The following is a 24,265-nucleotide window of genomic DNA, read 5'->3' as shown; positions in this document are numbered from 1 at the left end:
TAAATAACAGGGAAGCCTAAAACAGCTGAGGCATTATCAAATAACAACAACAGCGGAATATTCAATACCAATAACATTAGCAGTGATAAGATAACTAATTTTTGTTCGTGTCTTTTTTTCATAGCATTAAATAATACAATCTCTACAAACAAATGTAGAGATTGTATTGTTTAAAAATTATTTTAATCTATTAAATAACAACTAGTGCGTAGCATCGCCAGCTCCAGATGGAATACGGATATTTTCTACAATATCTTGAACATCACTAGGAGGCTCAGGAGTAAAGCTTTTAACGATGAAAGCAGTAGCAAAGTTTACAACCATGGCGATTGTTCCAAAACCTTCAGGAGAAATCCCGAACCACCAGCTTGATTTTAAGCCCGCAACAGCGTCTTTTCCGCCATCAAATAATCCGAATTTAAATTTCAACATATAGAAAAGCATTAATAATAATCCGATTACCATTCCTGAGATAGCGCCTTCTTTATTCATTTTTTTATCAAAAATTCCAAGGATAATTGCAGGGAAAAGTGATGCAGCAGCGAGTCCAAAAGCTAATGCGACGACAGCGGCGACAAATCCTGGAGGATTGATCCCGAAATAACCAGCAATTACAACAGCAACAGCTGCAGCTCCTCGAGCAGCCCAAAGTTCTCCTTTTTCAGAAATATCTGGGTTGATCATTTTCTTAATAATATCATGAGATACCGAAGCAGAAATCACTAATAATAATCCAGCAGCAGTAGATAAAGCAGCAGCCAAAGCTCCAGCAGCAACTAATGCAATAACCCAATTAGGTAAATTAGCAATTTCAGGATTTGCAAGTACCATAATGTCTTTGTCAATGGTCAATTCACTTCCTTTATTTCCTTTTGCTTCTTGAGCGGCTAAGAAAGCAGCATCAGTTGATTTGTCATTATAATATTGAATTTTCCCATCTCCGTTTTTATCATCAAAAGCAAGTAATCCTGTAGTTTCCCATTTAGTAAACCAAGCAGGCATTGATGAATATTCTTTTCCGTTTACGGTTTCAATTAAATTTGTTTTTGCAAAAACAGCAATAGCAGGTGCAGTAGTGTATAAAATGGCTATTAAAACTAAAGCGTACCCAGCTGATTTTCTGGCATCTTTCACTCTTTTTACGGTAAAGAAACGAACAATTACGTGTGGTAATCCTGCTGTTCCTACCATTAAGGCAAGTGTGATTGCAAAAACATCAATCATTGATTTGGTTCCATCTGTGTAAACGGCAAAACCCAAATCAGTTGATAATCCATTTAATTTATCTAGTAAATACGTATCAGATCCTGTAACGGTACTTCCCATTCCTAATTGTGGAACTGGATTTCCTGTCATTTGGATCGAAATAAAAATTGCAGGAACCATAAAAGCAAAAATCAACACACAATATTGTGCTACTTGCGTATAGGTGATACCTTTCATTCCTCCTAAGGTTGCGTAAAAAAGTACGATAATCATCCCTATAATTACTCCGGTATTAATATCAACCTCTAGAAATTTAGAGAATACTAGTCCTACGCCACGCATTTGCCCAGCAACATAAGTAAAAGAGACTACAAGTGCGCAAATTACAGCCACCGTACGGGCACTATTAGAGTAATAACGTTCTCCAATAAAATCAGGAACAGTAAATTTACCGAATTTTCTAAGATAAGGTGCGAGTAAAAGCGCGAGTAAAACGTATCCGCCCGTCCATCCCATTAAGTAAACAGCTCCATCGTAGCCATCAAAGGAAATAATTCCAGCCATCGATATAAATGAAGCGGCACTCATCCAGTCAGCAGCAGTAGCCATCCCGTTTGCGAGTGGTGAAATTTCTCCTCCAGCAACATAAAATTCTTTAGTAGTTCCTGCACGCGACCAGATTGCAATTCCGATATAAAGTGCAAATGTTATTCCAACAATTATGTAGGTCCAAGTTTGTAAATCCATGATGTTTTATTTTTATAGTTTAAAAATTATTCGTCGTATCCGTATTTTTTATCTAGTTTGTTCATTAACCGAACGTAGACAAATATCAATATGACAAATATGTAAATTGAACCTTGTTGAGCGAACCAAAAACCCAGTGGGAAACCACCTAATTTTATGGAGTCGAGTGCTTGTTTGAAAATGATTCCTGCTCCATAGGAAACAGCAAACCATATGCTTAATAAAATAAGAAGGTATCTAAGGTTTTCCTTCCAATAAGCTGACGCTTTATCTTGTTTAGTGCTCATAATACTTTAGATTAAAAATGAATAGATTATAGGTAAATCATTGCTTGAAGCGTAATAGTGTTTACGGCTTTGTTTGAAGCGTATTTTAAAGTTTGGTATTCTAGTGTAAGTTTAGAATTATGTCCGCTAAAGAAGGCATTTGCTCCAATACCTATTTGAGAAGCATTGTCATTTATGGCGTCTATTTTTCGGTTATCATAGGAAAGATAAGGTTGGAAACGGGTTTTTGATTTTCCAGGAATAACGTAGCCTACGTGTCCGTGAAGCATAGATCCAGTTTCGTAAGTGGTCCCTAAGGTGTAGTTTTTTCCGTAATCAGAGTTTTGGTATAAAGCATAAGCAGTAAGCGCGGCGCCTTGTGTTCCTACAGGAACATCATAAAAAGCATCAAGTCCAAAAATAGTGACGTTTTCTCCGCTTAAATTTCCTGCGAGATCTGCAATTACAGCACCGTTAGGATGTGCAAAAAAACCAGCTCCTACGGTGAATACTTTTTTAGTTCCTAAATAGGTTCCCACTTTATAAGGGAGGAAGTTACTTTCGGCATCTAAAAAACCATATTCAAAATAACCAGCATATGTTCTTCCAGCTTCTTTAGAACCTAAAAGTCTTGTTCCGGTATAGGTTGCAGCACCACCATTTGTAGGTACGGTTGTTGCTTGTAAGTTGTTTGTAGCGGCTCCGTTTATGGCAACTCGGTATTGAAATTTACCAAATGCTCCTTTTGCGTAAGCGCCTATATGTCTCGCAAACTGATCAGATAACCCTAGTGTTGCCCAGGCTTGCCTTTGATTGTCGAGTGTCATTAAATTTAAAGTACTTTGATTGTTTAAACGAGAAATTCCGTTCCAGTAATGTAGACCACCACCAACAGCATTGTTTTTGCCAAGGCTATATTGCACGTAGGCATCATGCATAAATAATTGAGAACCATCACCTTTTCCAGTTGGGCTAAGTGTAGTAGCGTTGAGACTGTTTAATCCAAAGTGAGTTACAATTAAAAAGTCTTTGTTTATTTGAGCGTATAGTAAAACACGTGCTCTTCTAACGCTGAAGTCAAGATCAGCTTGTTCATTTCCGTTTCCATCAAGAGGACGGTCAGAGTTATACTGGCTCCATACTTGTGCCCAAGATAATACTCTAAGATATTTAGACCCGTCATCATTTAAGTTGAATTTCATTCCGGCACCATAATCAGGAGAGCCTTGAGAAAAACCTTTAAGTGATAGCAACATAATTACCGCAATCGAATAAATTTTTTTCATGATAAATTATAAGTTTGGTTAATAAAATGGTTAGTTTTAATAGTACTAAATTCTAATTTTTTGTTAAGAAAAAAAATTATGATATATATTTATGTAAAGTAGTATAGTTAATCTTTGAAACGCTCCCATTTTATAAGCATAAACTTGTCACCAAGTTCGGTTATAATCATTCCTGCACCGGATAATAAATCTTTGTTTTTAATGTATTCTACTAATTCTAAGTGGTTAAATATCTTGTAAGTAGGATGGTAGTTGCCGTGTGATGGTTTTTTTATATTGAATGACTTTACCCAGTTGCTTATGGTAACGTGTGAAACCCCTATAATACGCTCAATTTCTCGATAACTTAATCCTTCAAGGTAGAGTTGTAAAGCTTTAGTAACATAGTAATCGTCTATTTTTTTTCCTATTTTATTAACAGTAAAAAAGTAGTTGCATTTTTTACATAGATACCTTTGTTTATTGTTGACAACGCCACTTTTAATGATGTGATTGTCTTGGCATTTTGGGCACGATAATATCTTCATGTATATTTAATTTGCATAAATATACTAAATTAGCAATAATAGTAAAGAGAATAATGTAAAAATATATTGTTTAATTTACGAAAATGCTATCTAATACTTGATTTTGTTGGGGTTTTTATATTTTTTTTTGTAAAATTTAAATTCAAAGTGATTTCTGATAAAATAATAATGAAACCAAGTAAGTTGGTTTTGATTGTCGATTTAAGGCTGAGTTAGAAAAGGGGTAATTGCGACTGAAGGGATAATTATTTCAGATTAAAGATGGTCAATGTAAAATTAATCTTGATGACTCACAGAACAATTTTTCTTTTAAAGAAATCTTATTCCGCAAGTTTGGTTCTTGATTTAAAGATTTTTGTAATTCCAAAATTAAAGCCTTTAGAAAAATTAGGAGTTTTTCGGGTAAAAAGTTATCAGTTGATTTGCTGTAAAAGGTATAAAGCAATGCATAGGTTCGTATTAAAAATAAGTATAATATCGTCAAACTTAATTTTTTTACATCTAGTACTGTCGAGATGCAATTGCAGTTCTCGATACAGCTCAAACTATTTTGAAAAAGTACTGATATTACTTGAAACAAAAAACCCACTAATTTCTTAGTGGGTTTTGTGGTACCTCCAGGGATCGAACCAGGGACACATGGATTTTCAGTCCATTGCTCTACCATCTGAGCTAAGGTACCTTGCGTAATGCGGTTGCAAATATAGAATGTTTTTTTGTTTGTGCAATATAATTTTAAAAAAAAATCTATTCGTACCTTCGCGGGATCAAAAAGTAGTTTATGGTTTTAACAATTGACATAGGAAATACAAGAATTAAAGGTGCTGTTTTTGAGCAGGATACCATGTTGGAGTTTTTTGTATTTGATAAAAATGATCTTGAAAAAAAAATTAAAGAAATTCTGTTTAATTTTCAAGGAATTAAGAATTTGGTAGTGGCTTCGGTGGGTGATGTTGCTAAAACACTGTTTTTAAGTTTTGATAAAGACGTTATTGTGCACTTTGTTTCACATGATTACTTGTTTCCTTTTGTAAATAAATATGCTACGCCTAAAACATTAGGTATTGATAGAATGGTATTAGCAACAGGAGCCACATTGCAATTCCCTAATCAAAACAGGTTAGTAATTGATGCAGGTACATGTGTTACTTATGATTTTATTGATGCAAATGATAATTATTTGGGGGGTGCCATTTCGCCAGGGTTGCGATTGCGTTATGAAGCATTGCATAATTTTACTTCAAAGTTGCCGTTGTTGCAATTAGAAAGTCCTGTGGGATTTATTGGCGACAGTACTTCAGAGTCAATTCATTCAGGTGTTGTAAATGGATTGGTCTATGAAATGGATGGTTTTATAGATGAATATAAAGCACTGAGCATAAATTTTATAATAATTTTAACGGGCGGCGATACAGTTTTTTTGGCTAAACGATTAAAAAATACCATATTTGCCAATTCAAATTTTCTTTTAGAGAGTTTAAACCAAACATTTCAATATAAAATCAAAAATGATTAAAAAAATTATTATAAGCGCTTGTTTGCTTTTGTCATTAGTTTCCTTTGCTCAAGAGGGTTCTTCATCACCATATTCTTTTTACGGTATTGGTGAAGTTAGGTTTAAAGGAACTGCAGAAAACCGTGCTATGGGTGGTGTTTCAGTAGAACAAGATAGTATTCACATTAATTTAGAAAATCCAGCAAGTTTTGCTCACCTAAAACTAACTACTTTTACTGTTGGAGGTACTTATAATACAACAAGATTAAAATCGGATACTAATGAAGAAAAAGCAAGAAGAACAACTTTAGATTATCTCGCTGTAGGATTACCTATGGGTAAATTAGGGGTTGGTTTTGGTTTGATTCCTTATTCTTCAGTAGGATATAAAATACAATCTTTGTCAACTGTTACTGATGCAATTAGCAGCAGGTATAACGGATCAGGTGGTTTGAATAAAGCTTTTTTAGGTGTAGGGTATAAAATTAATCCTAATTTGAGTGTTGGTGTTGATGTTAATTATAATTTTGGAAGAATAGAAACGAGTAGTTTTGAGTATATAACTGGAGTTGCTATTGGGACAAGTGAAATGAATACAGCTAATTTATCTGGGGTTAATTTTAATCTTGGCGCTATGTATCAAAGAAAATTTACAGATAAGTTGAATCTTTACGGAGCGATTAATTATACATTAGAAAATACTTTGAATTCTAGAAATACTAGAAATATTTCTACAGCATTCTATAATTCTACTTTCGATATTTCAACTGTTGATATTTTAGGCGAAGAAACAACAAAGAATAAATTAACTTTCCCAAGTAAACTGTCAGTAAGTGCTGGTATTGGAGAAGCAAGAAGATGGCTTATAGGAGGTAAGGTTTCGTATCAAAAATCACCTGGCGAGGCAAACAGCTATAATATGGCTTCAAATGTAGGTTATGGTCGTTACGGAAGTGTGAGTTTAGGAGGTTATTTTATTCCAAATTACAACTCGTTTAATAATTACCTTAAACGCATTGTCTATAGAGGAGGATTACGCTACGAAAAAACTGGATTGGTAATTAACTCGGAATCAGTTAATGATATGGCGTTAACTTTAGGTATAGGGATGCCGGTTTCTGGAACTTTTTCTAATATCAATGTTGGTTTAGAATTAGGGAAAAGAGGAACGACTAATGCAAGTTTAGTACAAGAAAATTATGCTAATATTAGTGTTGGATTTTCATTTAGCGATAAGTGGTTTAATAAAAGAAAGTTTGATTAATAAAAATGATTATGTATGTGTTTCTTAGTCAGTATTTATAAATGATTATATTAAAAAAATATAGAATATTACTCTTAGTCACGGCTCTTGCTGTGACTCTGTGTTTAGGGTGCGAAAGTAACTTTAAAGAGGTACAAAAGATTAATTTTACTGAATTCACACCTAGTGGTGATGCTGATAATGTGGATTTAAAATACACTGATTCAGGCTTGATAAAAGTGATCTTAATTAGTCCTAAAATGCTTGATTTTTCAAGTGTTAGTTTTCCTTTTACTGAATTCCCAAAAGGGATTGATGTGACTTTTTATGATAATAAAGCACAAAAAACTAGAGTAACGTCTAATTATGCTATTTCGTATAAAGAGACTGGTATCATTGATTTACAAGGAAAAGTGAAAATTGCTACCGAAAAAGGGCAGTTGCTTGAAACAGAGCAATTGTATTACGATCAGAAAAATGAATGGTTTTTTACTGAAAAAAGGTTTAAATTTACCGATATTAAAGGATCTTCTAACGGTCAAGGTATTGACTTTAGTAGGGATTTTAAAATAGTAAATTCACAGAAAATAACAGGTGAATTTGATTCAGCTGAATAAAATTTAAAAATTACCCTATGACTTACATGAAATACACGCCTTATATTTATCTTATTTTTGCAGGCTATTTTATCTATGATGGTATTGCTAAATGGGGGGATCCTCAGGCGACACCGATTTTAAGTCTGCTAATTGCAGGACTTGCTGTTTTTATGTTTTTCTTCAGAAGGAAATTTGCTAAAAAAATGGCAGACCGTAATAATAAATCATAATTTATGGAAATTGGCATTATTATATTATGCTTAATACTGAGTGCTTTTTTCTCTGGAATGGAGATTGCTTTTATTTCTTCCAATAAAATTTATCTTGAAATCGAAAAGAAACAAGATAATTTCCTTTCAAAAATACTTACTAAACTTACTGAAAAGCCGTCTAAATTTATTGCAGCAATGCTTATTGGAAACAATATTGCTTTAGTTGTATATGGTTTTTTTATGGGTGAGTTGTTAATGCGCTGGATTAATTCATTAGTATATCATTTTTCAGATCTTTCTAATTTGTTGATTCAAACTGTTTTATCAACTTTGTTAGTATTGCTCACTGCAGAATTTTTACCTAAAGTATTTTTTCAGATATATGCAAATACCTTAATTAAAGTTTTTGCTATTCCTGCATACTTTTTCTATCAGCTTTTTTATTTTATTTCTACTTTTTTCATCTGGGTTTCAGATTTTGTATTGAAAAAATTCTTTAGAACTGATGGTGATCAAGTGCAGTTGTTTTTTACAAAAATTGAATTGGGGGATTATATTAATGAGCAAATGAGTACGGTTGAAGATGATGACGAAGTAGATTCGGAGATTCAAATGTTTCAAAATGCGTTAGACTTTTCAAGTGTAAAAGCGAGAGATGTAATGAGTCCGCGAACAGAAATTGTTGCCATTGAAATGACTGATTCTATTGAGAGTTTAAAGGATTTATTTATAGAAACAGGGTATTCTAAGGTTTTGATTTATCAAAATTCACTCGATGATATTTTAGGGTATGTACATTCATTTGACTTGTTTAAAAAACCAGAAACGATAAGCTCTATAATTATTCCGGTTGAATTTGTTCCTGAAACTATATTTATAAAAGACGTCATGAGTTTGTTGACAAAGAAGCGCAAGAGTGTTGCTGTTGTCTTGGATGAATACGGAGGTACATCTGGAATTGTTACTATCGAAGATATTGTAGAAGAACTTTTTGGGGAGATTGAAGATGAGCATGATTCAGATGAGGAACTGATAGAAAAAGAGCTTGGAGAAAATCAATTTGTATTTTCTGCACGTTTTGATGTTGAATATTTAAATCAAACCTATAAATTAGCCATTCCTGAAAGTGATTCCTACGGAACATTAGGAGGTTTTATCGTAGATTTTGCTAATGATATTCCGCTAGTAGGTGAGGAGATTACGATAGGGAACTATCATTTTGAAATACAAGAGGCAACAAACAAGAAAATTGAATTGGTTAAATTAACCATAAAAGAGTGATTTATTTTATAAAAATATTTTTTTTGTAAAATAAAACGCTACTAGTATAATTATTAATTAGATAATTGTATTTTCGCAAACTGAATATAAAATTAACAACAATAAAAATGGCAGTTTTATCAAAAATTAGACAACGTTCCGCTTTAATGATTGCAGTTATTGCATTAGGTTTATTTGCATTTATCATCGGTGATTTATTCAAAAGTGGTAGTTTCAACAGTACATCAAAAGACGTAGGAAGTATTAATGGAAATGGTATTTCATTTGAAGACTTCAGACTCAAAGTTAGTAATGTTGAAAAAAGTGGTGAAGGAATCTCTTCTACTGCTGCAGCAAATAAAGTATGGGATCAAGAAGTTTCGGTTGCTTTATTAACATCTGAGTTTGATAAATTAGGATTAAGAGTAGGTGAAAAACATATCTTAGAAGTTTTACAAGCAGATCAAAGTATTGGTAAAAACCCAATGTTTATGAATGCTGCTGGAATGTTTGATTTAAACAAATTTAAAGAATACTTTAAAGCGAACCCTGCACAAGCTCAGTTTTTAAAAGACAGAGAAAAAGATGCAGAGTTAAATGCAAAGTTTCAAATTTACAATACTTTGATCAAGTCAGCTGTATATACAACTGCTAGTGAAGGGAAATTGAAATATGAAATGGAAGCTAACAAAGTGAACTTTGCTTATGTTGCTGGTTTATATTCGACAGTAAAAGACAGTGATGTAAAAATCACTGATGCTGAAATTACTGACTACATGAAGAAAAACGAGAAAAAATTCAAAGCTGATGAATCTCGTGAAGTAGAATATGTGTTAATCGAAGACAAACCTTCTAAAGAAGATGTTGCTGAGGTTAAAGCTAAAATAACTGGATTGTTGTCAGGAAGCGTTGTTTATAACCAAGCAACAAATAAAAACGATACTTTATCAGGATTTAAAGCAGCTAAAAATACAATTGAATTTGTAAATTCAAATTCTGATGTTGCTTATGACTCTACTTATATTGCGAAGAAAGATTTGCCAGCTGTTGATGCTGATCAATTATTTAATCTTGCTCCTGGAGAAGTTTATGGACCTTATATGTTTGGAAAATACTATTGTATTTCTAAATCAATGGGTAAAAAATTAGGGGTAAATGCTAAAGCAAGTCATATCCTTATTAGTTATGAAGGAACTCAGGTTCCAAACCAAAAAGAAAAAAGAACAAAAGAAGAAGCTAAAGCTAAAGCAGAAGAAATTTTGGCACAAGTAAATGCTAATCCGGATAGTTTCTTAATGTTAGCTTTTAGTAGTTCTGATGATTCATCAGCACAACAAGGTGGAGATTTAGGATATTTTGGACCAAACCAAATGGTTAAACCATTTAATGATTTTGTGTTCAATAACGGAATTGGAAAAGTAGGTTTAGTAGAAACTCCTTTTGGATTTCATATTATAAAAATTACAGACAAGCAAGACGGAATACGTTTAGCTACAATTGCACAAAAAGTTGAAGCTTCTGAAGCTACTTCTGATAGAGTTTTTACACAAGCAACTAAGTTTGAAATGGATGCTACAGATAAAGACTTTACTAAAGTTGCTAAAGATATGGGTCTTACTATTGCTGCTCCTGCAACGATTACTGCAATGCAAGAGAACTTTGGACCATTAGGAAATCAAAGAACTATTGTAAGATGGGCTTTTGAAGATGATTCTAAAGTAGGAACTGTTAAACGTTTTGAAGTTGCTAATGTTGGTCACGTTATTGCTCGTGTTAAGAGTATCGATGATTCAGGTTTAGCATCTGTGACACAAGCAAGACCTTATGTGGAGTCAATTCTTAAAAACAAGAAAAAAGCGGCTATCATCAAAGGAAAAATGACAGGAAGCTCTCTTGAAGCAATTGCTAAAACAGCTGGTTCAACAATACAACAAGCTACTGACGTAACTCTTGATAACCCAACATTAGTGGGTGCTGGTCAAGAACCACAAGTAGTAGGTAGTGCATTTGCATTAGCTGCTAATAAAATATCTGGTCCTATTGAAGGAATTACAGGAGTTTATGTTGTAAAAAACATTAGTACTGTAAAAGCACCATCTATTAAAGATTTTGCACCTTATATTGCTAAATTAAAAGCGCAATCTGCAGGAGATGTAAACAGAGTTTTACCTGCTCTTAAAGATAACGCTGAGATTAAAGACAATAGAAAACAATTTAATTACTAATATTAAGTAGTTATTATTAATTCCATAAAAAAAAACTCGATACTTAGTATCGGGTTTTTTTTATGTTATGTTTTAAGAGAGTCTGCAGATTATGTTTTTTTATTGCGTAAATTCAGTTTAATTCTTGCTAAAAATGGAAAATTAACTATAATGTAATAAAATAGTTTGTTTTTTTAGAAATATTACTGTTAATTTGTCCGTATTGTTTTTTGAAATCCCCTTATCTAGTAACTATACAATTTTACATTAATTTATAGAATAAAAGAGATGAAAATCTTTCTTAATATTATTTCATATGTTTAGAATTTTTAGAAGAAAGCCAAAGGTGTATACCAAGATTGAAAGTCACATTTTTGGGATTATTACAGAGTTATTGAAAGTTAGTGCTACTGATATTAATTGTGATGAATTGGGGGCCAAGTATTATATAAGTAATGAAGATAGGCATTTTAAAGTCACCATTTTTGGTAATGAGTCTGTGATAAGAATGACAAATACACACGATTCTGTTGCAGAGAAATATGATAAGTTTTTTGTTGAAAATGTTTTAAAGTCGGTAAAGGAAGAAAAGCATCGGCGTATGGAATTAGTTTGCGACTCTATTACTAGCAGTATTGAGAAAATGGCGGAACGCTTGCATAATACTTTAATTGAGTCAAACGAAAAAGAAAATGAAACGGTTCAATTTATTAACTTTGAAAATATTAAAAACAGTAAGTTGAATTAATAAAGTTTTTTGCTTTAACCTAAAATATCATTTCTTCGTAAGTTAGGAATGTTTCGAATCCTCTTGATGAAAAATAAATTTTAGGATTTGTACTCGATGTAACCATTACAAAATCTCCTCCCCATGCGCCTAGACTTTTTATTTCTCCATGAAAATCTGGGAATATAGATTCTTTAATAGTGGTAGTTTCTAATATATGACTCATTTTAGCTTCATGCTTTACAATACCTTGGTTAAGTTGCTCAATGTTAGTTGCGTTTAGTAAATCAATGGTTATCGCGTTGATTGTAGCAATATCTTTATCTAAATGGTGACTCTTGTTTTTTTGATAATTAGCAATGGCATTTTTACTACTTTGTTTTTTATTAAGGTATACAAAATAAATGTTTTTTGTAAATTCAGGATCAAAATTTACTTTTTTAACTACAGGTTTACCTTTGTCTAATTGATAGATAATAGGGTTGTTGTTTTGAGCGCAAGCAATATCATAACCGCTCCCCCCAAAACTTGTATTAAGCAGTTCAAATGCATCAATTTCTAGCCACTGTGCAATATTGTTAATTAATGTAGATGATGTTCCTAGTCCCCATTTTCTAGGGAAAGTAAGTTCAGTAGTTATACGATACCCTTTTTTATTGTTTATAAAATTAGGGTTTACTAGGTAGGCTTGATGTAAAATAGTAATTAAGGTATCTTTTACAGATGAGTAGCTGTTTTTTGGCGCTATGATTTCGTTGAATAAAATACAGTCTTCAAACCAAACACTTTTGTCATTGTCGTAACTTTTCCAGTGGATGACTTGGTTGTCTCCTTGTTCAATTGTTAGGCTTTGGCCAAATTTTGTAGGTAATGCAAATGCTTTTGCGCCGTCTAGAACCAGGTATTCTCCGGTGATTAGTAGTTTTCCGTTGCTGTAATAAGTGTTCTTCATTGTACTAAATTTGTTCCTATTTTTGTCTTTTTTTCAGCCGCGATAGTAGCGGCATCCCAGCCTTTAGAGAGGGACGAAAAAAAGGCTGGATATAGCGGATAGCGTGATTAGCTCCTAAAAATTATTTTCGTAATTCAGCGATGAAAGCTACCACAGCGCTATGTGTAACGGTATTGTGTTTAAAATGTTTGTTGATCGCATGGCGTTCTTTGTCGTTAGTGTCAAACTGATTCAAGATGTTATTGAGGTGCATTTTCATGTGGCCTTCTTGAATTCCGGTTGTTGTAAGAGAGCGCAAAGCAGCAAAATTTTGTGCTAAACCAGCAACGGCAACTACTTGCATTAACTCTTTAGCCGATGGATTCTCTAACATTTCAAGTGACAGTTTAACTAGAGGATGAAGCGAAGTTAGTCCGCCTACGGTTCCTAAAGCTAATGGGATTTCGAGCCAAAAAGTAAATATTCCGTTTTCAATTTTAACGTGTGACAAACTAGTGTACTGACCAGACTTAGAGGCGTAAGCATGAATTCCAGCTTCTACGGCTCTAAAATCATTTCCTGTAGCCAGGACAACTGCATCAACACCATTCATGATTCCTTTGTTGTGTGTTACTGCTCTAAATGGTTCTACTTCGGCAATTTGTACTGCTTGCACAAAGCGTTGTGCAAAATCTAAGGGATTTTCTATTTGTTTTTCCTTTAAATCATCTATTGGGCAAGAAACCTCTGCGCGAACAATACAGTTGGGAACATAGTTTGAAAGAATGCTCATGACTACCTGGATATCCTTTTCTTCGGTATTAAAAAGGGCGTAACCTTGTGCTTCGTCTTTTAAAGTTTTGGCAAATTGTTCTAAACATGAATTGATAAAATTAGCACCCATACTGTCTTTAGTTTCAAAAGTGGCATGAAGCTGAAAGTAGTTTGGAAGTAAATTTGTTTTATCGTTTAGTTTAATATCTAAAATTCCGCCACCGCGTTTTTGCATGTTTTTAGTTATGCTTTCGGTATTAGAGAAAAATTTATTTTTTATTTGAGCGAAAAATAAGGCTAGTTTAGATTCGTCTCCCTTATAGATAAAATGCACTTGTCCTATTTTTTCAGTATCGATCACGGTAGCTTTAAATCCGCCACGAGTGGACCAAAATTTAGCCGATTTTGACGCCGCAGCCACAACAGAGCTTTCTTCTATAGCCATAGGAACGGTGCTAAATTTACCGTTTATCAAGAAATTTGGCGCAACGCCTAATGGTATATAGAAATTTGTGATGGTGTTTTCAATAAATTCATCATGTAATTTCTGTAGTTTTTCGTCTGTATTCCAGTAGTTTTTAAGTAATGCAATAGCATCAGTAGGAGACGAAAAGTATTCTTTTGCAATCCAGTTTATTTTTTCTTCTTTGGATAATTTTGAAAATCCAGCGATAGGGTTATTCATTTTCAATTGATTATAATGTAATTTACCGCAAATATACTGATTTAGTGCTTTTGAAAGCGATTAAATTAGTAGGTTTACAACGGTTCGTATAATATTGTTTTGAATATTTAACACCCAAAATGTAAATTAATTGTAAAATTTTCACTAAAATTGAACTCTTTTTTACATATAAATCAATAGTATGAAATCTAAACAATTCTCGGTCTTATTTTTATTTTTGTGTTTTACTGTTTTCGGACAGCAAAAAATTTCGGTTGAAGAAATTTACACAGGTGCATTTCGCACGCAAGGAATGGATGAATTACAATCTTTGAAAAATTCAAATCAATACACGGTCTTAAATTATGATCGATCAGCTAGAACAATGCAAATCGATTTATACGATTTTGCTACTCTAAAAAAGACCGCTACTTTAATTAATACTAAAGATTACGCTACTTTACCAGCGATTGATAGTTACACATTTGACGCTACCGAAAAAATGATTTTGTTAGCTTGTAACTCAAATCAAATCTTTCGCCACTCTTTTACAGCAGATTATTATTTATTTAATACTACAAATAAAGAATTAACAAAGTTGTTTGACTTTCAAATTCAAGAGCCTACGTTTTCTCCAGATGGTAAGATGATCGCTTACGCAAAAGACAATAATCTTTTTGTGTATGAATTAGCAACTAAAAAAACAACGCAAATCACTACTGATGGAAAGAAAAACGCTGTCATAAACGGAATTACGGACTGGGTTTACGAAGAAGAATTTGCATTTGTAAAAGCATTTGACTGGAGTAAAGACAGTAAGAAATTAGCATATATTCGTTTTGACGAAAGTGAAGTTCCTGAATTTTCTATGTCAATGTTTGGTACTGCTTTGTATCCTACAGTTGAAACTTTTAAATACCCAAAAGCAGGTGAGAAGAATTCGCTAGTGTCGTTGCATATTTATGACGCTTCCGCAAATGCTACTAAGGCAGTCAACTTAGGGAATTACGAAGATTTCTATATCGCACGCATGCAATGGACAAATGATGCCAATGTATTATCAGCTCAGGTTTTAAATCGTCACCAAGATAATTTGGACTTGCTTTTTATTGACGGAACTACAGCGGCTGTAAAAGTTGCTTTGAACGAAAAAGACAAAGCCTATGTTGATATTACTGATAATTTGACCTTCTTGAAAGACAATAGTTTTATATGGACTAGTGAAAAAGACGGTTTCAACCATATTTATGTCTATGATAAAAACGGGAAATTAAAAAATCAAGTTACTAAAGGAAACTGGGAAGTGACTTCGTATTATGGTTTTGACGAAAAATCAAGTACTATTTTCTATCAATCTACAGAGAATGGTTCTATTAATAGAGCTGTTTATAGTATTGGTTTAAACGGAAAGAGCAAACAAGTTTTAGCTAATAAAGTTGGAACAAATGACGCAACCTTCAGTCCAAATTTTAAATACTTTATAAACACTTTTTCAAGTGCTGCTCAACCTACCGTGTTTACTTTAAACGAAGCTAAAGCAGGAAAAGAATTACAAGTTATTGAAGATAATGCGGCTTTAGCCAATGGTTTAAAAGCATATGATTTACCTGAAAAAGAGTTTTTTGTTTTAAAAACGGCTAAAGGAAATGAGTTAAACGCTTGGATGATTAAGCCAAAAGGTTTTGATGCTACAAAGAAATATCCAGTATTCATGTATCAATATTCAGGGCCAGGATCGCAACAAGTAGTTAATGCTTGGGGAAGTTCAAATGAGTATTGGTTCATGATGCTAGCGCAACAAGGCTATATTATTGCTTGTGTTGATGGTAGGGGAACAGGTTTCAAAGGAGCCGACTTCAAAAAAGTAACGCAATTAGAATTAGGGAAATATGAGGTAGAAGATCAAATTGATGCTGCTAAAGTAATTGGTGATTATCCTTATGTTGATAAAGCAAGAATTGGAATTTTTGGATGGTCGTTTGGTGGTTTTATGGCTTCTAATTGTCTTTTTAAAGGGAATGATACTTTTAAAATGGCTATTGCTGTTGCACCAGTAACAAACTGGAGATTTTATGATAGTGTGTACACTGAAAGATACATGCATACACCACAAGAAAATGCAAGTGGATACGATGATAATTCGCCTATAAATTATGTAGATGGCTTAAAAGGGAAGTTTTTATTGATTCACGGTAGCGGAGATGATAATGTACATGTGCAAAACTCGATGCAAATGATGGAAGCTTTAATTCAAGCTAACAAACAATTTGATTCTCAAATTTATCCAGATAAAAATCACGGAATATATGGTGGTATGACTAGAATTCAGTTATATAACAAAATGACTAATTTTATCAAAGCTAACTTGTAATCGGGTAATGAGCGCAACAAATTTATCATTAGAAGAAATTCAAAACTTCAAAGGCAAGTATCCAAAACAATTGTGGTATTTGTTTTTTAGCGAAATGTGGGAACGTTTTTGTTTCTACGGAATGCGCGGAATGTTGGTTATATTTATGGTAAGCGAGCTTGCTATGAATGATCGGGTTGCTAATTTGCAATACGGTGCCACACAAGCTTTTGTTTATGCGTTTACCTTTATTGGAGGTTTGTTTGCCGATAAAATTTTAGGTTATCGAAAATCCCTTTTTTGGGGAGGATTGTTAATGATTGTTGGAAGTATGATTCTGGCGTATGATCCGAAGCAGTTTTTCTTTTTTGGAATAAGTTTCACCATTATTGGAACTGGTTTTTTTAAGCCAAATATCTCTACAATGGTAGGGAAATTATATAAAGATGATGATCACAGGCGTGATGCTGGTTTTTCATTGTTTTACGCAGGAGTGAATTTAGGCGCTTTAATAGGTGGATATCTATGTATCGCTGTTGCAAATGGATCAATGTTAACCTCAATAGTTCCGCCACATTTACGATGGAATGTAGCCTTTGGCTTTGCGGCTTTTGTAATGTTAATTAGTTTGTTGACTTTTACACAAACTCAAAAAAGTTTGGGAGATATAGGACTTTCTCCTTTAGCTGATTTAGAAAAATCTAAAAGAAAAACACTTGAAATAGTTACCTATATAGGTTCATTAGTAATAATTCCTATTATTATGACCATGGTTTCTAATACAGAATATACGGATATATTCATGTTTATCATTGGGCCTGCTTCCTTATTGTATTTGTTTTACGAAATGAGAAATTTCTCTATTTCAGAAAATAAAAAATTATTTGCAGCTTTAGTATTTATTATTTTTTCAATATTCTTTTGGGCTTTTTTCGAACAAAGTGGTGGTTCTTTAAGTTTATTTGCAGCACATAATTTAGATAATACGGTACTTGGAATACCTTTAGACGCTAACGGAGTTAACAATTCAGCGAATTCATTTTTTGTAATTATTTTTGCTGCTTTAGTAGGTTTGGTATGGCTTTGGATGCACAAAAGAAAAATTGAACCCAATACGGTGGTTAAGTTTGGATTAGGTTTCCTATTTTTGGCTGGAGGATTTTATGTTTTTTATTACACAAAATTCTTTGCTGACGCAAATGGGAAAACTTCTTTAGATTTGTTTACTTTTGGTTGGTTTATAATTACTTTTGGAGAATTATGCTTATCGCCAATAGGAATGTCAGTCATGACAAAGCTTTCTCCACATAAAACCCAAGCAGTAATGATGGGGATGTGGTTTCTAGCAAGTGCGTATGGTCAGTATTTTGCAGGTTTATTAGGTGCAAATATTGCCGAAGCTTCAGAACACGCAACGAATTTAGAAAAATTATCGGTTTATGCCGATGGATATAAAGATTTAGCAATTTATGCATTAATTGCAGGTATTATTTTAATTGCAATTTCACCTCTGGTGAAAAAATTAATGCAAGAAGTTAAATAGAATACAAACCAAAAAACAAAATATGTCAAACACTACTACAGATGCTCATTTAAAATCAACATTGTTCGGTCACCCGATCGGATTGTATATCTTGTTTTTTACAGAAATGTGGGAACGTTTTTCTTATTACGGAATGAGAGCTTTACTAGTGCTTTATATGACAACTGAAACAATGGGTGACGCAAGAGGACCAGGTTTGGGTTGGACTAGCCAAGAAGCACTTGCTTTATATGGTTGGTACACAATGTTAGTTTATGTTATGTCTATTCCGGGAGGAATGATAGCTGATAAGTTATTAGGGCAAAAGAAGGCTGTTCTTTTAGGAGCAGTTATACTTTGTGTTGGTCACGGTGTATTAGTTTTTACAGATACATGGGCGTTTTATACTGGTTTAGGATTAGTGATTCTAGGTGTTGGTTTATTAAAACCTAATATTTCTACCATGGTAGGAGGGTTATATGCACAAGGTGATATTCGTAGAGATAAAGGATTCAGTATTTTCTATATCGGAATTAATACAGGATCTCTTCTAGCAACTATGGTTATTGGTTTTGTTGTAGCACAATACGGATGGCATGCTGGTTTCGGTTTAGCCGGAATTGCAATGGTTTTAGGACTTGTTGTTTATGTATGGGGGCAAAAATACTTGACACATGTTGGTAATTTAGAAGTTCAAGACAAAAAAGAAGTTGACGAAAGTTCTTATGGAGTGCTTTTTCAGAATTTATTGACTTCCAAAAAACAATTAACGGTTACTATTGCTTTGGCAATTGTATCTCTTTTTGGGTGGTATAGTCTAGGATGGGGATTTGGATTATTATTTATCTTTTTGACAGTAATTGCTGCTTTAATGATGATGATTTACAAAGAATTAGATTCGCAACAAGATAAAGACCGTTTCTTAGTCTTACTATTATCGTTTATAATGGTAATTATTTTCTGGGGAGCTTATGAGCAAGCTGGAGGGTTAATGAACTTATATGCTGATTCTAAAACAGACAGAATGCTATTAGGAATGCAAGTTCCTACGGTAATGTTTCAAAGTTTGAATGCAGGTTTTATCATTATTTTTGCTGCTATTGTGGCTTCTTTTTGGGCCAAAAGAAAATTAAAAGGAAAAGAAGCTTCTTCAATTTTTAAAATGGCGATTGGTATCATTATCATGGGTTTTGGTTTTTTATTCATGGTATTTGCTACAATGGAATTCGAAAAAGTAGGTTCATCAAGCATGTTATGGTTGGTAATGGCATATTTATTCCATACTATTGGGGAGCTATGTATTTCACCAGTTGCCTTATCCTTTATTACTAAATTATCGCCAGTTAAATACGCATCGTTAATGATGGGAGTTTATTTTGCTGCAACAGGTTTAGGGAATAAAGTAGCGGGAATTATTGGAGAATCAGCGAGTGCTTTAGGTGAGTATGCTGTATTTATGGGTATTTTAGTTTTTACTATTGTGATAGGTGCCTTGTTCTTAATGTTGCTAAAACCACTTAATCGTTTAACTCACGGTGCTGAGGATAACGAAAAATAATAATTATTAGATTACAATTAAATATATTTATATGAGTCAAGATACTTCTTCGGATCAATTTTTTAAAGATTCTGTTTTAGGACATCCAGCGGGATTGTTTGTATTGTTTTTTACAGAAATGTGGGAGCGTTTTTCTTATTACGGAATGCGTGCTTTATTAGTATTGTTTTTAACTTCTTCAATTGCCAAAGGTGGTTGGGAATGGAGTGTAGAAGATGCTTTAGGATTGTATGGTACGTATACCATGTCGGTTTATTTTACTCCTGTAATAGGTGGTTTTTTAGCAGATAAATATTTAGGTTATCGTTGGGCAGTAATTTTAGGTGCTTTAGCAATGACTTTGGGTCACGCTTCAATGGCATTTGAAACCCCACTTATGTTGTATATTGGTATTGGTTGTTTGATAGTAGGGAACGGTTTGTTTAAGCCTAATATGACTTCGATAATATCTAATGCTTATGAAAGTCATCCTGAGAAAAAAGATGGTGCTTACTCTTTATATTACATGGGAGTAAATGCTGGAGCGTTTTTAGGAATTATGCTTTGTGGTTACATTGGGGAAAAAATATCTTGGAGCTGGGGATTTGGTCTAGCCGGAATATTTATGTTCTTCGGGATGTTACAATTTTATTTTACACAGGACATTTTTGGAAATATTGGTTTAAAACCAACAGCAGCTTCTAAGCAAGAATCTTTAGACAAAGCAGCACAAGTTAAAGTACCTGCTAATATTGTTCGCGATCGTATTATTGCGGTTTTGATTTTTTCAGTATTTACCGTTTTCTTCTGGGCTGCATTTGAGCAAGCTGGAGGTTCAATGACTATTTTTGCTGAGAAATTTACTCAAAGAGAATTGTTTGGTAGTAGTGCTTCATTATTTAAAATAGCCGATACTTTATTAACAATAGTTCCTTTATTGATTATTACTTATGTATTGATTAAATTATTTTCTAAAACGTTTAAAAGATATTCTAAAGGAAATATAATCTTGTCTATCAGTTTTGTGATAATCTGGGCAATTGTACTTTGGAAAGTAGGTAGAGAATTCTCTGCTACAGGTACTGAGGTGCCAGCAACATGGTTCGGAATATTAAATTCGTTATTTATAGTTGTTTTTGCACCAGTATTTTCTAAATGGTGGGAGAGTAGATACAATCTTTCTGGTCCTATGAAATTTGGATTAGGACTTACTTTATTAGGTTTAGGTTTTGGATTTTTAGCATATGGAAGTATGGGTATTGATACTAGTGCGGTATCAGTAGTTCGAGTAAGTATGTTCTGGTTGATTGCTGCCTATTTATTCCATACACTAGGTGAATTGTGTATTTCTCCGGTAGGATTGTCTTATGTAAGTAAATTGGTTCCTGCTAAATGGATTGGCATCATGTTTGGAGTTTATTACCTTTTCATTGGTATGGGAAACAAAATTGCAGGATCAATGGGAGGAATGATTGAAACAATTACACATCAGTATAGTTTGTCTACTTTCTTTTTGATTTTTACAATTGTACCTGTTGGAGCTGGTTTATTGATGGTGTTATTGTCTCCATTGATGAAAAAATTAATGCACGGAGTAAAGTAAAAAGTGTTTACTTTGTAAAATGTTATTTAAAATATAATAAGATGAAAAAAAATGTAATACTATTTTTATTGATTTTTGGGGTGCAGTTTGCACAATCTCAAGAACTTGTTTGGCATACTAATGTAAAAGAAGCAATTGCTGTTAGTGAAAAACAAAAGCGCCCTTTATTATTGTTCTTTACTGGTAGTGACTGGTGCGGATGGTGTATTCGTTTGCAAAAAGAGGTTTTGTTGACTCCAGAATTTAAAGAATGGGCGAGTGAAAATGTCGTTTTGGTAGAGTTAGATTATCCAAGAAGAACTCCTCAAACTAATGAAATTAAAGCTCAAAACAGTGAATTACAGCAAGCTTTCGGTATTCAAGGTTTTCCAACAATTCATTTTGCTAAGGGAATTACTAAAAGCGGTAAAGTAAACTTTGAAGGTTTGGGTAGTACAGGATATGTTGCTGGCGGTCCAACAGCTTGGTTAGCAGTAGCTGATAAGATTGTAAATGGAAATAAATCGTAGTTTTTCCTTTTTTAGTTAATTATATTAAAGTAATCTCTTCTTTTGTTGGGAATTATTGGTTTATTTGTTAGTTTTACTAAATATCCCCAAAACAAACCATATGATCAAGAAATTACTCTTTTCGTTTTTATTGTTATTTTGCTTTAGTATGAATTCTCAAGTTATTAATTGGAACACTGATGTTGTTAGTGCAATTCCAATAAGTAACTCAGAACGGAAGCCAATGTTGCTTTTGTTTACTGATGATTACTCAAGTAAAGGCGTTTTAGAAGCACAAATTTTTAACACATTAGATTTTGCACTTTGGTCAAGAGATAATGTTATTTTAGTGAAATTAGACCTTACTGATAGTCCTAATAATGAATTTTTAGAACGTAATTTATCTCTGAAAAAAGCTTTTGGTGTGCAGGAAGTACCAACTATATGTTTTTCGAAAGCTGACATTCGTAAAGAGAGAATTAATTACCAGTTAATTGGTAAAACAGGTTATAGACCTGGTGGAGTTAAAGCTTGGATTGCTAATGCTAAACAAGTTTTAAGTGGTCCATCTGATTATTAATCGCTATTTTAGTATATAAAATCCCTTTTCGGCAGTAGCGTGAAAAGGGATTTTTTGTTTTTCACAAGTCTTTTTCCATAGTTCTTGAACTGTTTTATAATTTGATGCGTCTGCTACTATTATACTAGGCTTTAGTTTATTAATTAAGCGCTCTAAATTTATTTTAGGCGATTGTGTTAAAACAACTATATCTGGTTTACTTTTCTCTATATATACTCCTGAAGCATCTATTAATAAGATTTTTTTATTTTTAAAGTAGAATATATTTGGTGTTTTTTCGTTGCTTATTATCGTACTAAAATTGGCTATTTCATAAGTTTTCAAGATATCTTTTTTAGCTTTTAAAATGCTGTCATTACCATAAATTGCAATGTCTTTACCCATTCTTTTTGTGATAATGGTATTCCTGCTAGAGTTGTAAACAATCCATTCTTTTTGGTTACCTATGTTCCATTGTGTTTGAAAATAAGTTAGCTGTAGTATCATAATAGCTATTAAAGTAAATGCAAGTTGTTTGAATTTTGGTTTTTGAAACCAAAGTGTAAGAGTGATTATAACTAAATATAAACTGATCAATAAAGCTACATTTAGCGGAATGTCTTTAATTATAAATTGTTCTGCAGATGCGATTGTATTGATGATTTTATTCAAATAAAAGATACTCCATTCAAATGGTTTTATTAAAATTATAGGAGTGTATCCAAAAGCTGCTAATGACATTACAATAATTCCCAAAACCATAATAATACTCATTAGCGGAATGACAACTAGGTTGGTTATAAAAAATAATCCAGGAAATTGATGGAAGTAATAAATGCTAAGAGGTAACGTTCCTAGTTGTGCTGCAAAGGCAACGGTGAGTAAATTCCATGCGTATTTAAGTAATTTGTTCTTTGGTCTCCATAGTTTAAAGAGTATTGGTTGTAACCATAGAATAAAAAATAACGCGAGGTAACTCAGTTGAAAGCCTACGTCAAATAGAAATGACGGTTGAAAAAGTAGGATAAGCAACATTGAAATTATTAGGGTATAGTAGATGGAGTTTTTTCGTTTCAAATAATATCCTATTGCTAAAAAAGAAAACATAGTTACTGAGCGCACCACTGAAGGAGATAATCCTGCTAATAACGCAAAGAATAGTAAGACGGCAATGGTGATCACTAATTTTATAAATGAAGCTTTTTTAGTGTTAGGAATGGGTTTTAAAATAAATTTCATAAAAAACAATAAAAAACCAACATGCAATCCAGAAACCGATAAAATATGTATTGCTCCTGCATATTGATAATCTTGTAAAATATCAGGAGAAATGTCTTGTTTTTGTCCCATTATCAAAGCAGTTGCGACACTTAGTTCGGTTTTGTGGAACCCTTTATTTTCTAAATTGCTTATGATAGTGTTTCTTAAATTGGAAATATAAAACCAAATGTCTTCTTTTAATTTTTTGCCTATAACAACAGTATTATCGTTAGTGTACAGTTGCGCATAAATTTGTTTTCGCTCTAAATATTTACCATAATCAAATTGATTAGGATTTAAAACTGTTTTGTGAGGGAGCAATTTTGTTTTTAGTTTAATATAGCTTCCGGTTAGTAAATGGGCAGTTTGTTTTTGCTTTGGGAAGTTTATAATGACTTTCCCAGTGGTTTTATTGCCATTTATTTTTGTTATAAAAGCGATATAGCGTTCTGAATATGCTGACATTTTTAGCTTTTCGTGAAGAACGAGTTCTATTTCTTGATTTGCGGTAAAAGCTAATGGATTATTGGTGTAATGACTTTCTTGTAAAGTATCAGTATGTGTAATTTGTGTGGTGATTCCAATCAAAAAAGAAACGATATAAACGGAAAAGACAAAGTAAAGATTAAGTGCAATAAAGCGTTTTTTAATAAAGTAAAAAACTACTAAAATTAGTGAGGATAATGAAAGTAAGCCAAATAGTAAAGTACTATTTAAACCGGTTAAATTTGCAGCAATTATACCAAGTATAAAAGCTATTGTAATTTGGGTTAATGGAAATTCTAGTACTTTCATTCTTCTAAAG

General features: G+C 32.9%; 20 protein-coding genes and 1 tRNA gene. 13 read left to right on the top strand and 8 right to left on the bottom strand.

Annotated features, from left to right (window positions below; genetic code table 11):
• Positions 1-201: 201 nt before the first annotated feature.
• From ACVEGE_RS05110 to ACVEGE_RS05090, 5 genes are all read right to left on the bottom strand, one after another.
• Positions 202-1,953, bottom strand: coding sequence for a sodium:solute symporter family protein (locus ACVEGE_RS05110; protein ID WP_192501112.1), 1,752 nt, complete (start codon positions 1,951-1,953; stop codon positions 202-204).
• A 26-nt stretch (positions 1,954-1,979) separates the two neighbouring features.
• Positions 1,980-2,240, bottom strand: coding sequence for a DUF4212 domain-containing protein (locus ACVEGE_RS05105; RefSeq protein WP_173853611.1), 261 nt, complete (start codon positions 2,238-2,240; stop codon positions 1,980-1,982).
• A gap of 26 nt (positions 2,241-2,266) precedes the next feature.
• Positions 2,267-3,505, bottom strand: a complete 1,239-nt coding sequence (locus tag ACVEGE_RS05100; protein WP_192501113.1) for a hypothetical protein — start codon at positions 3,503-3,505, stop codon at positions 2,267-2,269.
• Positions 3,506-3,612: 107 nt separating this feature from the next.
• Positions 3,613-4,032: an IS1/IS1595 family N-terminal zinc-binding domain-containing protein gene (locus tag ACVEGE_RS05095; protein ID WP_192501114.1), complete on the bottom strand. Its 420-nt coding sequence runs from the start codon at positions 4,030-4,032 to the stop codon at positions 3,613-3,615.
• Positions 4,033-4,641: 609 nt separating this feature from the next.
• Positions 4,642-4,714: transfer RNA gene (locus tag ACVEGE_RS05090), tRNA-Phe, on the bottom strand.
• Between the two features lie 99 nt (positions 4,715-4,813).
• On the opposite strand from ACVEGE_RS05090, the gene ACVEGE_RS05085 reads away from it, so the two are divergent.
• The 7 genes from ACVEGE_RS05085 (at position 4,814) to ACVEGE_RS05055 (ending at position 11,793) form a co-directional block, all read left to right on the top strand.
• A complete protein-coding gene (locus tag ACVEGE_RS05085; protein ID WP_192501115.1) occupies positions 4,814-5,548 on the top strand; it encodes a type III pantothenate kinase in 735 nt (244 codons plus the stop codon).
• On the top strand, positions 5,541-6,791 hold the full coding sequence (locus tag ACVEGE_RS05080) for a hypothetical protein (RefSeq protein WP_192501116.1): 1,251 nt from the start codon (positions 5,541-5,543) through the stop codon (positions 6,789-6,791). The genes ACVEGE_RS05085 and ACVEGE_RS05080 overlap by 8 nt, the downstream gene beginning before the upstream one ends.
• A 41-nt stretch (positions 6,792-6,832) precedes the next feature.
• On the top strand, positions 6,833-7,387 hold the full coding sequence (gene lptC, locus ACVEGE_RS05075; protein WP_173853616.1) for an LPS export ABC transporter periplasmic protein LptC: 555 nt from the start codon (positions 6,833-6,835) through the stop codon (positions 7,385-7,387).
• A 17-nt stretch (positions 7,388-7,404) separates the two neighbouring features.
• Positions 7,405-7,599, top strand: coding sequence for a hypothetical protein (locus tag ACVEGE_RS05070; protein WP_192501117.1), 195 nt, complete (start codon positions 7,405-7,407; stop codon positions 7,597-7,599).
• A gap of 3 nt (positions 7,600-7,602) precedes the next feature.
• Entirely contained in the window at positions 7,603-8,862 is a 1,260-nt protein-coding gene (locus ACVEGE_RS05065) for a hemolysin family protein (protein ID WP_173853618.1), read from the top strand.
• Positions 8,863-8,969: 107 nt separating this feature from the next.
• Entirely contained in the window at positions 8,970-11,066 is a 2,097-nt protein-coding gene (locus tag ACVEGE_RS05060; protein WP_192501118.1) for a peptidylprolyl isomerase, read from the top strand.
• 295 nt (positions 11,067-11,361) lie between these two features.
• Positions 11,362-11,793, top strand: a complete 432-nt coding sequence (locus ACVEGE_RS05055) for a hypothetical protein (protein WP_173856211.1) — start codon at positions 11,362-11,364, stop codon at positions 11,791-11,793.
• Between the two features lie 19 nt (positions 11,794-11,812).
• On the opposite strand, the gene ACVEGE_RS05050 is transcribed toward ACVEGE_RS05055, so the two are convergent.
• Both ACVEGE_RS05050 and ACVEGE_RS05045 read right to left on the bottom strand, forming a co-directional pair.
• The gene (locus tag ACVEGE_RS05050) at positions 11,813-12,724 is read right to left on the bottom strand and encodes a GYDIA family GHMP kinase (protein ID WP_173856210.1); all 912 of its coding nucleotides are present in this window, start codon (positions 12,722-12,724) and stop codon (positions 11,813-11,815) included.
• Between the two features lie 121 nt (positions 12,725-12,845).
• Positions 12,846-14,162, bottom strand: coding sequence for a hydroxymethylglutaryl-CoA reductase, degradative (locus ACVEGE_RS05045; protein ID WP_192501119.1), 1,317 nt, complete (start codon positions 14,160-14,162; stop codon positions 12,846-12,848).
• A 181-nt stretch (positions 14,163-14,343) separates the two neighbouring features.
• Between ACVEGE_RS05045 and ACVEGE_RS05040 the strand changes: the two genes are divergently transcribed.
• The 6 genes from ACVEGE_RS05040 to ACVEGE_RS05015 all read left to right on the top strand — a co-directional run bounded on the left by ACVEGE_RS05040 (position 14,344) and on the right by ACVEGE_RS05015 (position 22,221).
• Positions 14,344-16,512: a S9 family peptidase gene (locus tag ACVEGE_RS05040; protein ID WP_192501120.1), complete on the top strand. Its 2,169-nt coding sequence runs from the start codon at positions 14,344-14,346 to the stop codon at positions 16,510-16,512.
• Positions 16,513-16,519: 7 nt separating this feature from the next.
• Positions 16,520-18,034, top strand: a complete 1,515-nt coding sequence (locus tag ACVEGE_RS05035; RefSeq protein WP_192501121.1) for a peptide MFS transporter — start codon at positions 16,520-16,522, stop codon at positions 18,032-18,034.
• Between the two features lie 22 nt (positions 18,035-18,056).
• The gene (locus ACVEGE_RS05030; protein WP_192501122.1) at positions 18,057-19,571 is read left to right on the top strand and encodes a peptide MFS transporter; all 1,515 of its coding nucleotides are present in this window, start codon (positions 18,057-18,059) and stop codon (positions 19,569-19,571) included.
• Between the two features lie 31 nt (positions 19,572-19,602).
• Positions 19,603-21,153: a peptide MFS transporter gene (locus tag ACVEGE_RS05025; RefSeq protein ID WP_173856205.1), complete on the top strand. Its 1,551-nt coding sequence runs from the start codon at positions 19,603-19,605 to the stop codon at positions 21,151-21,153.
• 41 nt (positions 21,154-21,194) lie between these two features.
• On the top strand, positions 21,195-21,662 hold the full coding sequence (locus tag ACVEGE_RS05020) for a thioredoxin family protein (protein ID WP_192501123.1): 468 nt from the start codon (positions 21,195-21,197) through the stop codon (positions 21,660-21,662).
• 100 nt (positions 21,663-21,762) lie between these two features.
• A complete protein-coding gene (locus tag ACVEGE_RS05015) occupies positions 21,763-22,221 on the top strand; it encodes a thioredoxin domain-containing protein (protein WP_192501124.1) in 459 nt (152 codons plus the stop codon).
• Between the two features lie 3 nt (positions 22,222-22,224).
• Here ACVEGE_RS05015 and ACVEGE_RS05010 read toward each other — a convergent pair whose 3' ends face one another.
• Entirely contained in the window at positions 22,225-24,255 is a 2,031-nt protein-coding gene (locus tag ACVEGE_RS05010; protein ID WP_192501125.1) for a ComEC/Rec2 family competence protein, read from the bottom strand.
• Between the last annotated feature and the right edge of the window lie 10 nt (positions 24,256-24,265).

The sequence above is a fragment of the Flavobacterium sp. PL002 genome, from assembly GCF_054165825.1.
The sequence above is the reverse complement of the archived record's forward strand: the minus strand, read 5'-3'. Positions and strand labels throughout refer to the sequence as shown.

Bases quoted from the DNA above. Each gene is read 5' to 3' on its own strand.
- ACVEGE_RS05110 (WP_192501112.1), bottom strand. From the start codon at position 1,953: ATGGATTTACAAACTTGGACCTACATAATTGTTGGAATAACATTTGCA.
- ACVEGE_RS05105 (WP_173853611.1), bottom strand. From the start codon at position 2,240: ATGAGCACTAAACAAGATAAAGCGTCAGCTTATTGGAAGGAAAACCTT.
- ACVEGE_RS05100 (WP_192501113.1), bottom strand. From the start codon at position 3,505: ATGAAAAAAATTTATTCGATTGCGGTAATTATGTTGCTATCACTTAAA.
- ACVEGE_RS05095 (WP_192501114.1), bottom strand. From the start codon at position 4,032: ATGAAGATATTATCGTGCCCAAAATGCCAAGACAATCACATCATTAAA.
- ACVEGE_RS05085 (WP_192501115.1), top strand. From the start codon at position 4,814: ATGGTTTTAACAATTGACATAGGAAATACAAGAATTAAAGGTGCTGTT.
- ACVEGE_RS05080 (WP_192501116.1), top strand. From the start codon at position 5,541: ATGATTAAAAAAATTATTATAAGCGCTTGTTTGCTTTTGTCATTAGTT.
- lptC (WP_173853616.1), top strand. From the start codon at position 6,833: ATGATTATATTAAAAAAATATAGAATATTACTCTTAGTCACGGCTCTT.
- ACVEGE_RS05070 (WP_192501117.1), top strand. From the start codon at position 7,405: ATGACTTACATGAAATACACGCCTTATATTTATCTTATTTTTGCAGGC.
- ACVEGE_RS05065 (WP_173853618.1), top strand. From the start codon at position 7,603: ATGGAAATTGGCATTATTATATTATGCTTAATACTGAGTGCTTTTTTC.
- ACVEGE_RS05060 (WP_192501118.1), top strand. From the start codon at position 8,970: ATGGCAGTTTTATCAAAAATTAGACAACGTTCCGCTTTAATGATTGCA.
- ACVEGE_RS05055 (WP_173856211.1), top strand. From the start codon at position 11,362: ATGTTTAGAATTTTTAGAAGAAAGCCAAAGGTGTATACCAAGATTGAA.
- ACVEGE_RS05050 (WP_173856210.1), bottom strand. From the start codon at position 12,724: ATGAAGAACACTTATTACAGCAACGGAAAACTACTAATCACCGGAGAA.
- ACVEGE_RS05045 (WP_192501119.1), bottom strand. From the start codon at position 14,162: ATGAATAACCCTATCGCTGGATTTTCAAAATTATCCAAAGAAGAAAAA.
- ACVEGE_RS05040 (WP_192501120.1), top strand. From the start codon at position 14,344: ATGAAATCTAAACAATTCTCGGTCTTATTTTTATTTTTGTGTTTTACT.
- ACVEGE_RS05035 (WP_192501121.1), top strand. From the start codon at position 16,520: ATGAGCGCAACAAATTTATCATTAGAAGAAATTCAAAACTTCAAAGGC.
- ACVEGE_RS05030 (WP_192501122.1), top strand. From the start codon at position 18,057: ATGTCAAACACTACTACAGATGCTCATTTAAAATCAACATTGTTCGGT.
- ACVEGE_RS05025 (WP_173856205.1), top strand. From the start codon at position 19,603: ATGAGTCAAGATACTTCTTCGGATCAATTTTTTAAAGATTCTGTTTTA.
- ACVEGE_RS05020 (WP_192501123.1), top strand. From the start codon at position 21,195: ATGAAAAAAAATGTAATACTATTTTTATTGATTTTTGGGGTGCAGTTT.
- ACVEGE_RS05015 (WP_192501124.1), top strand. From the start codon at position 21,763: ATGATCAAGAAATTACTCTTTTCGTTTTTATTGTTATTTTGCTTTAGT.
- ACVEGE_RS05010 (WP_192501125.1), bottom strand. From the start codon at position 24,255: ATGAAAGTACTAGAATTTCCATTAACCCAAATTACAATAGCTTTTATA.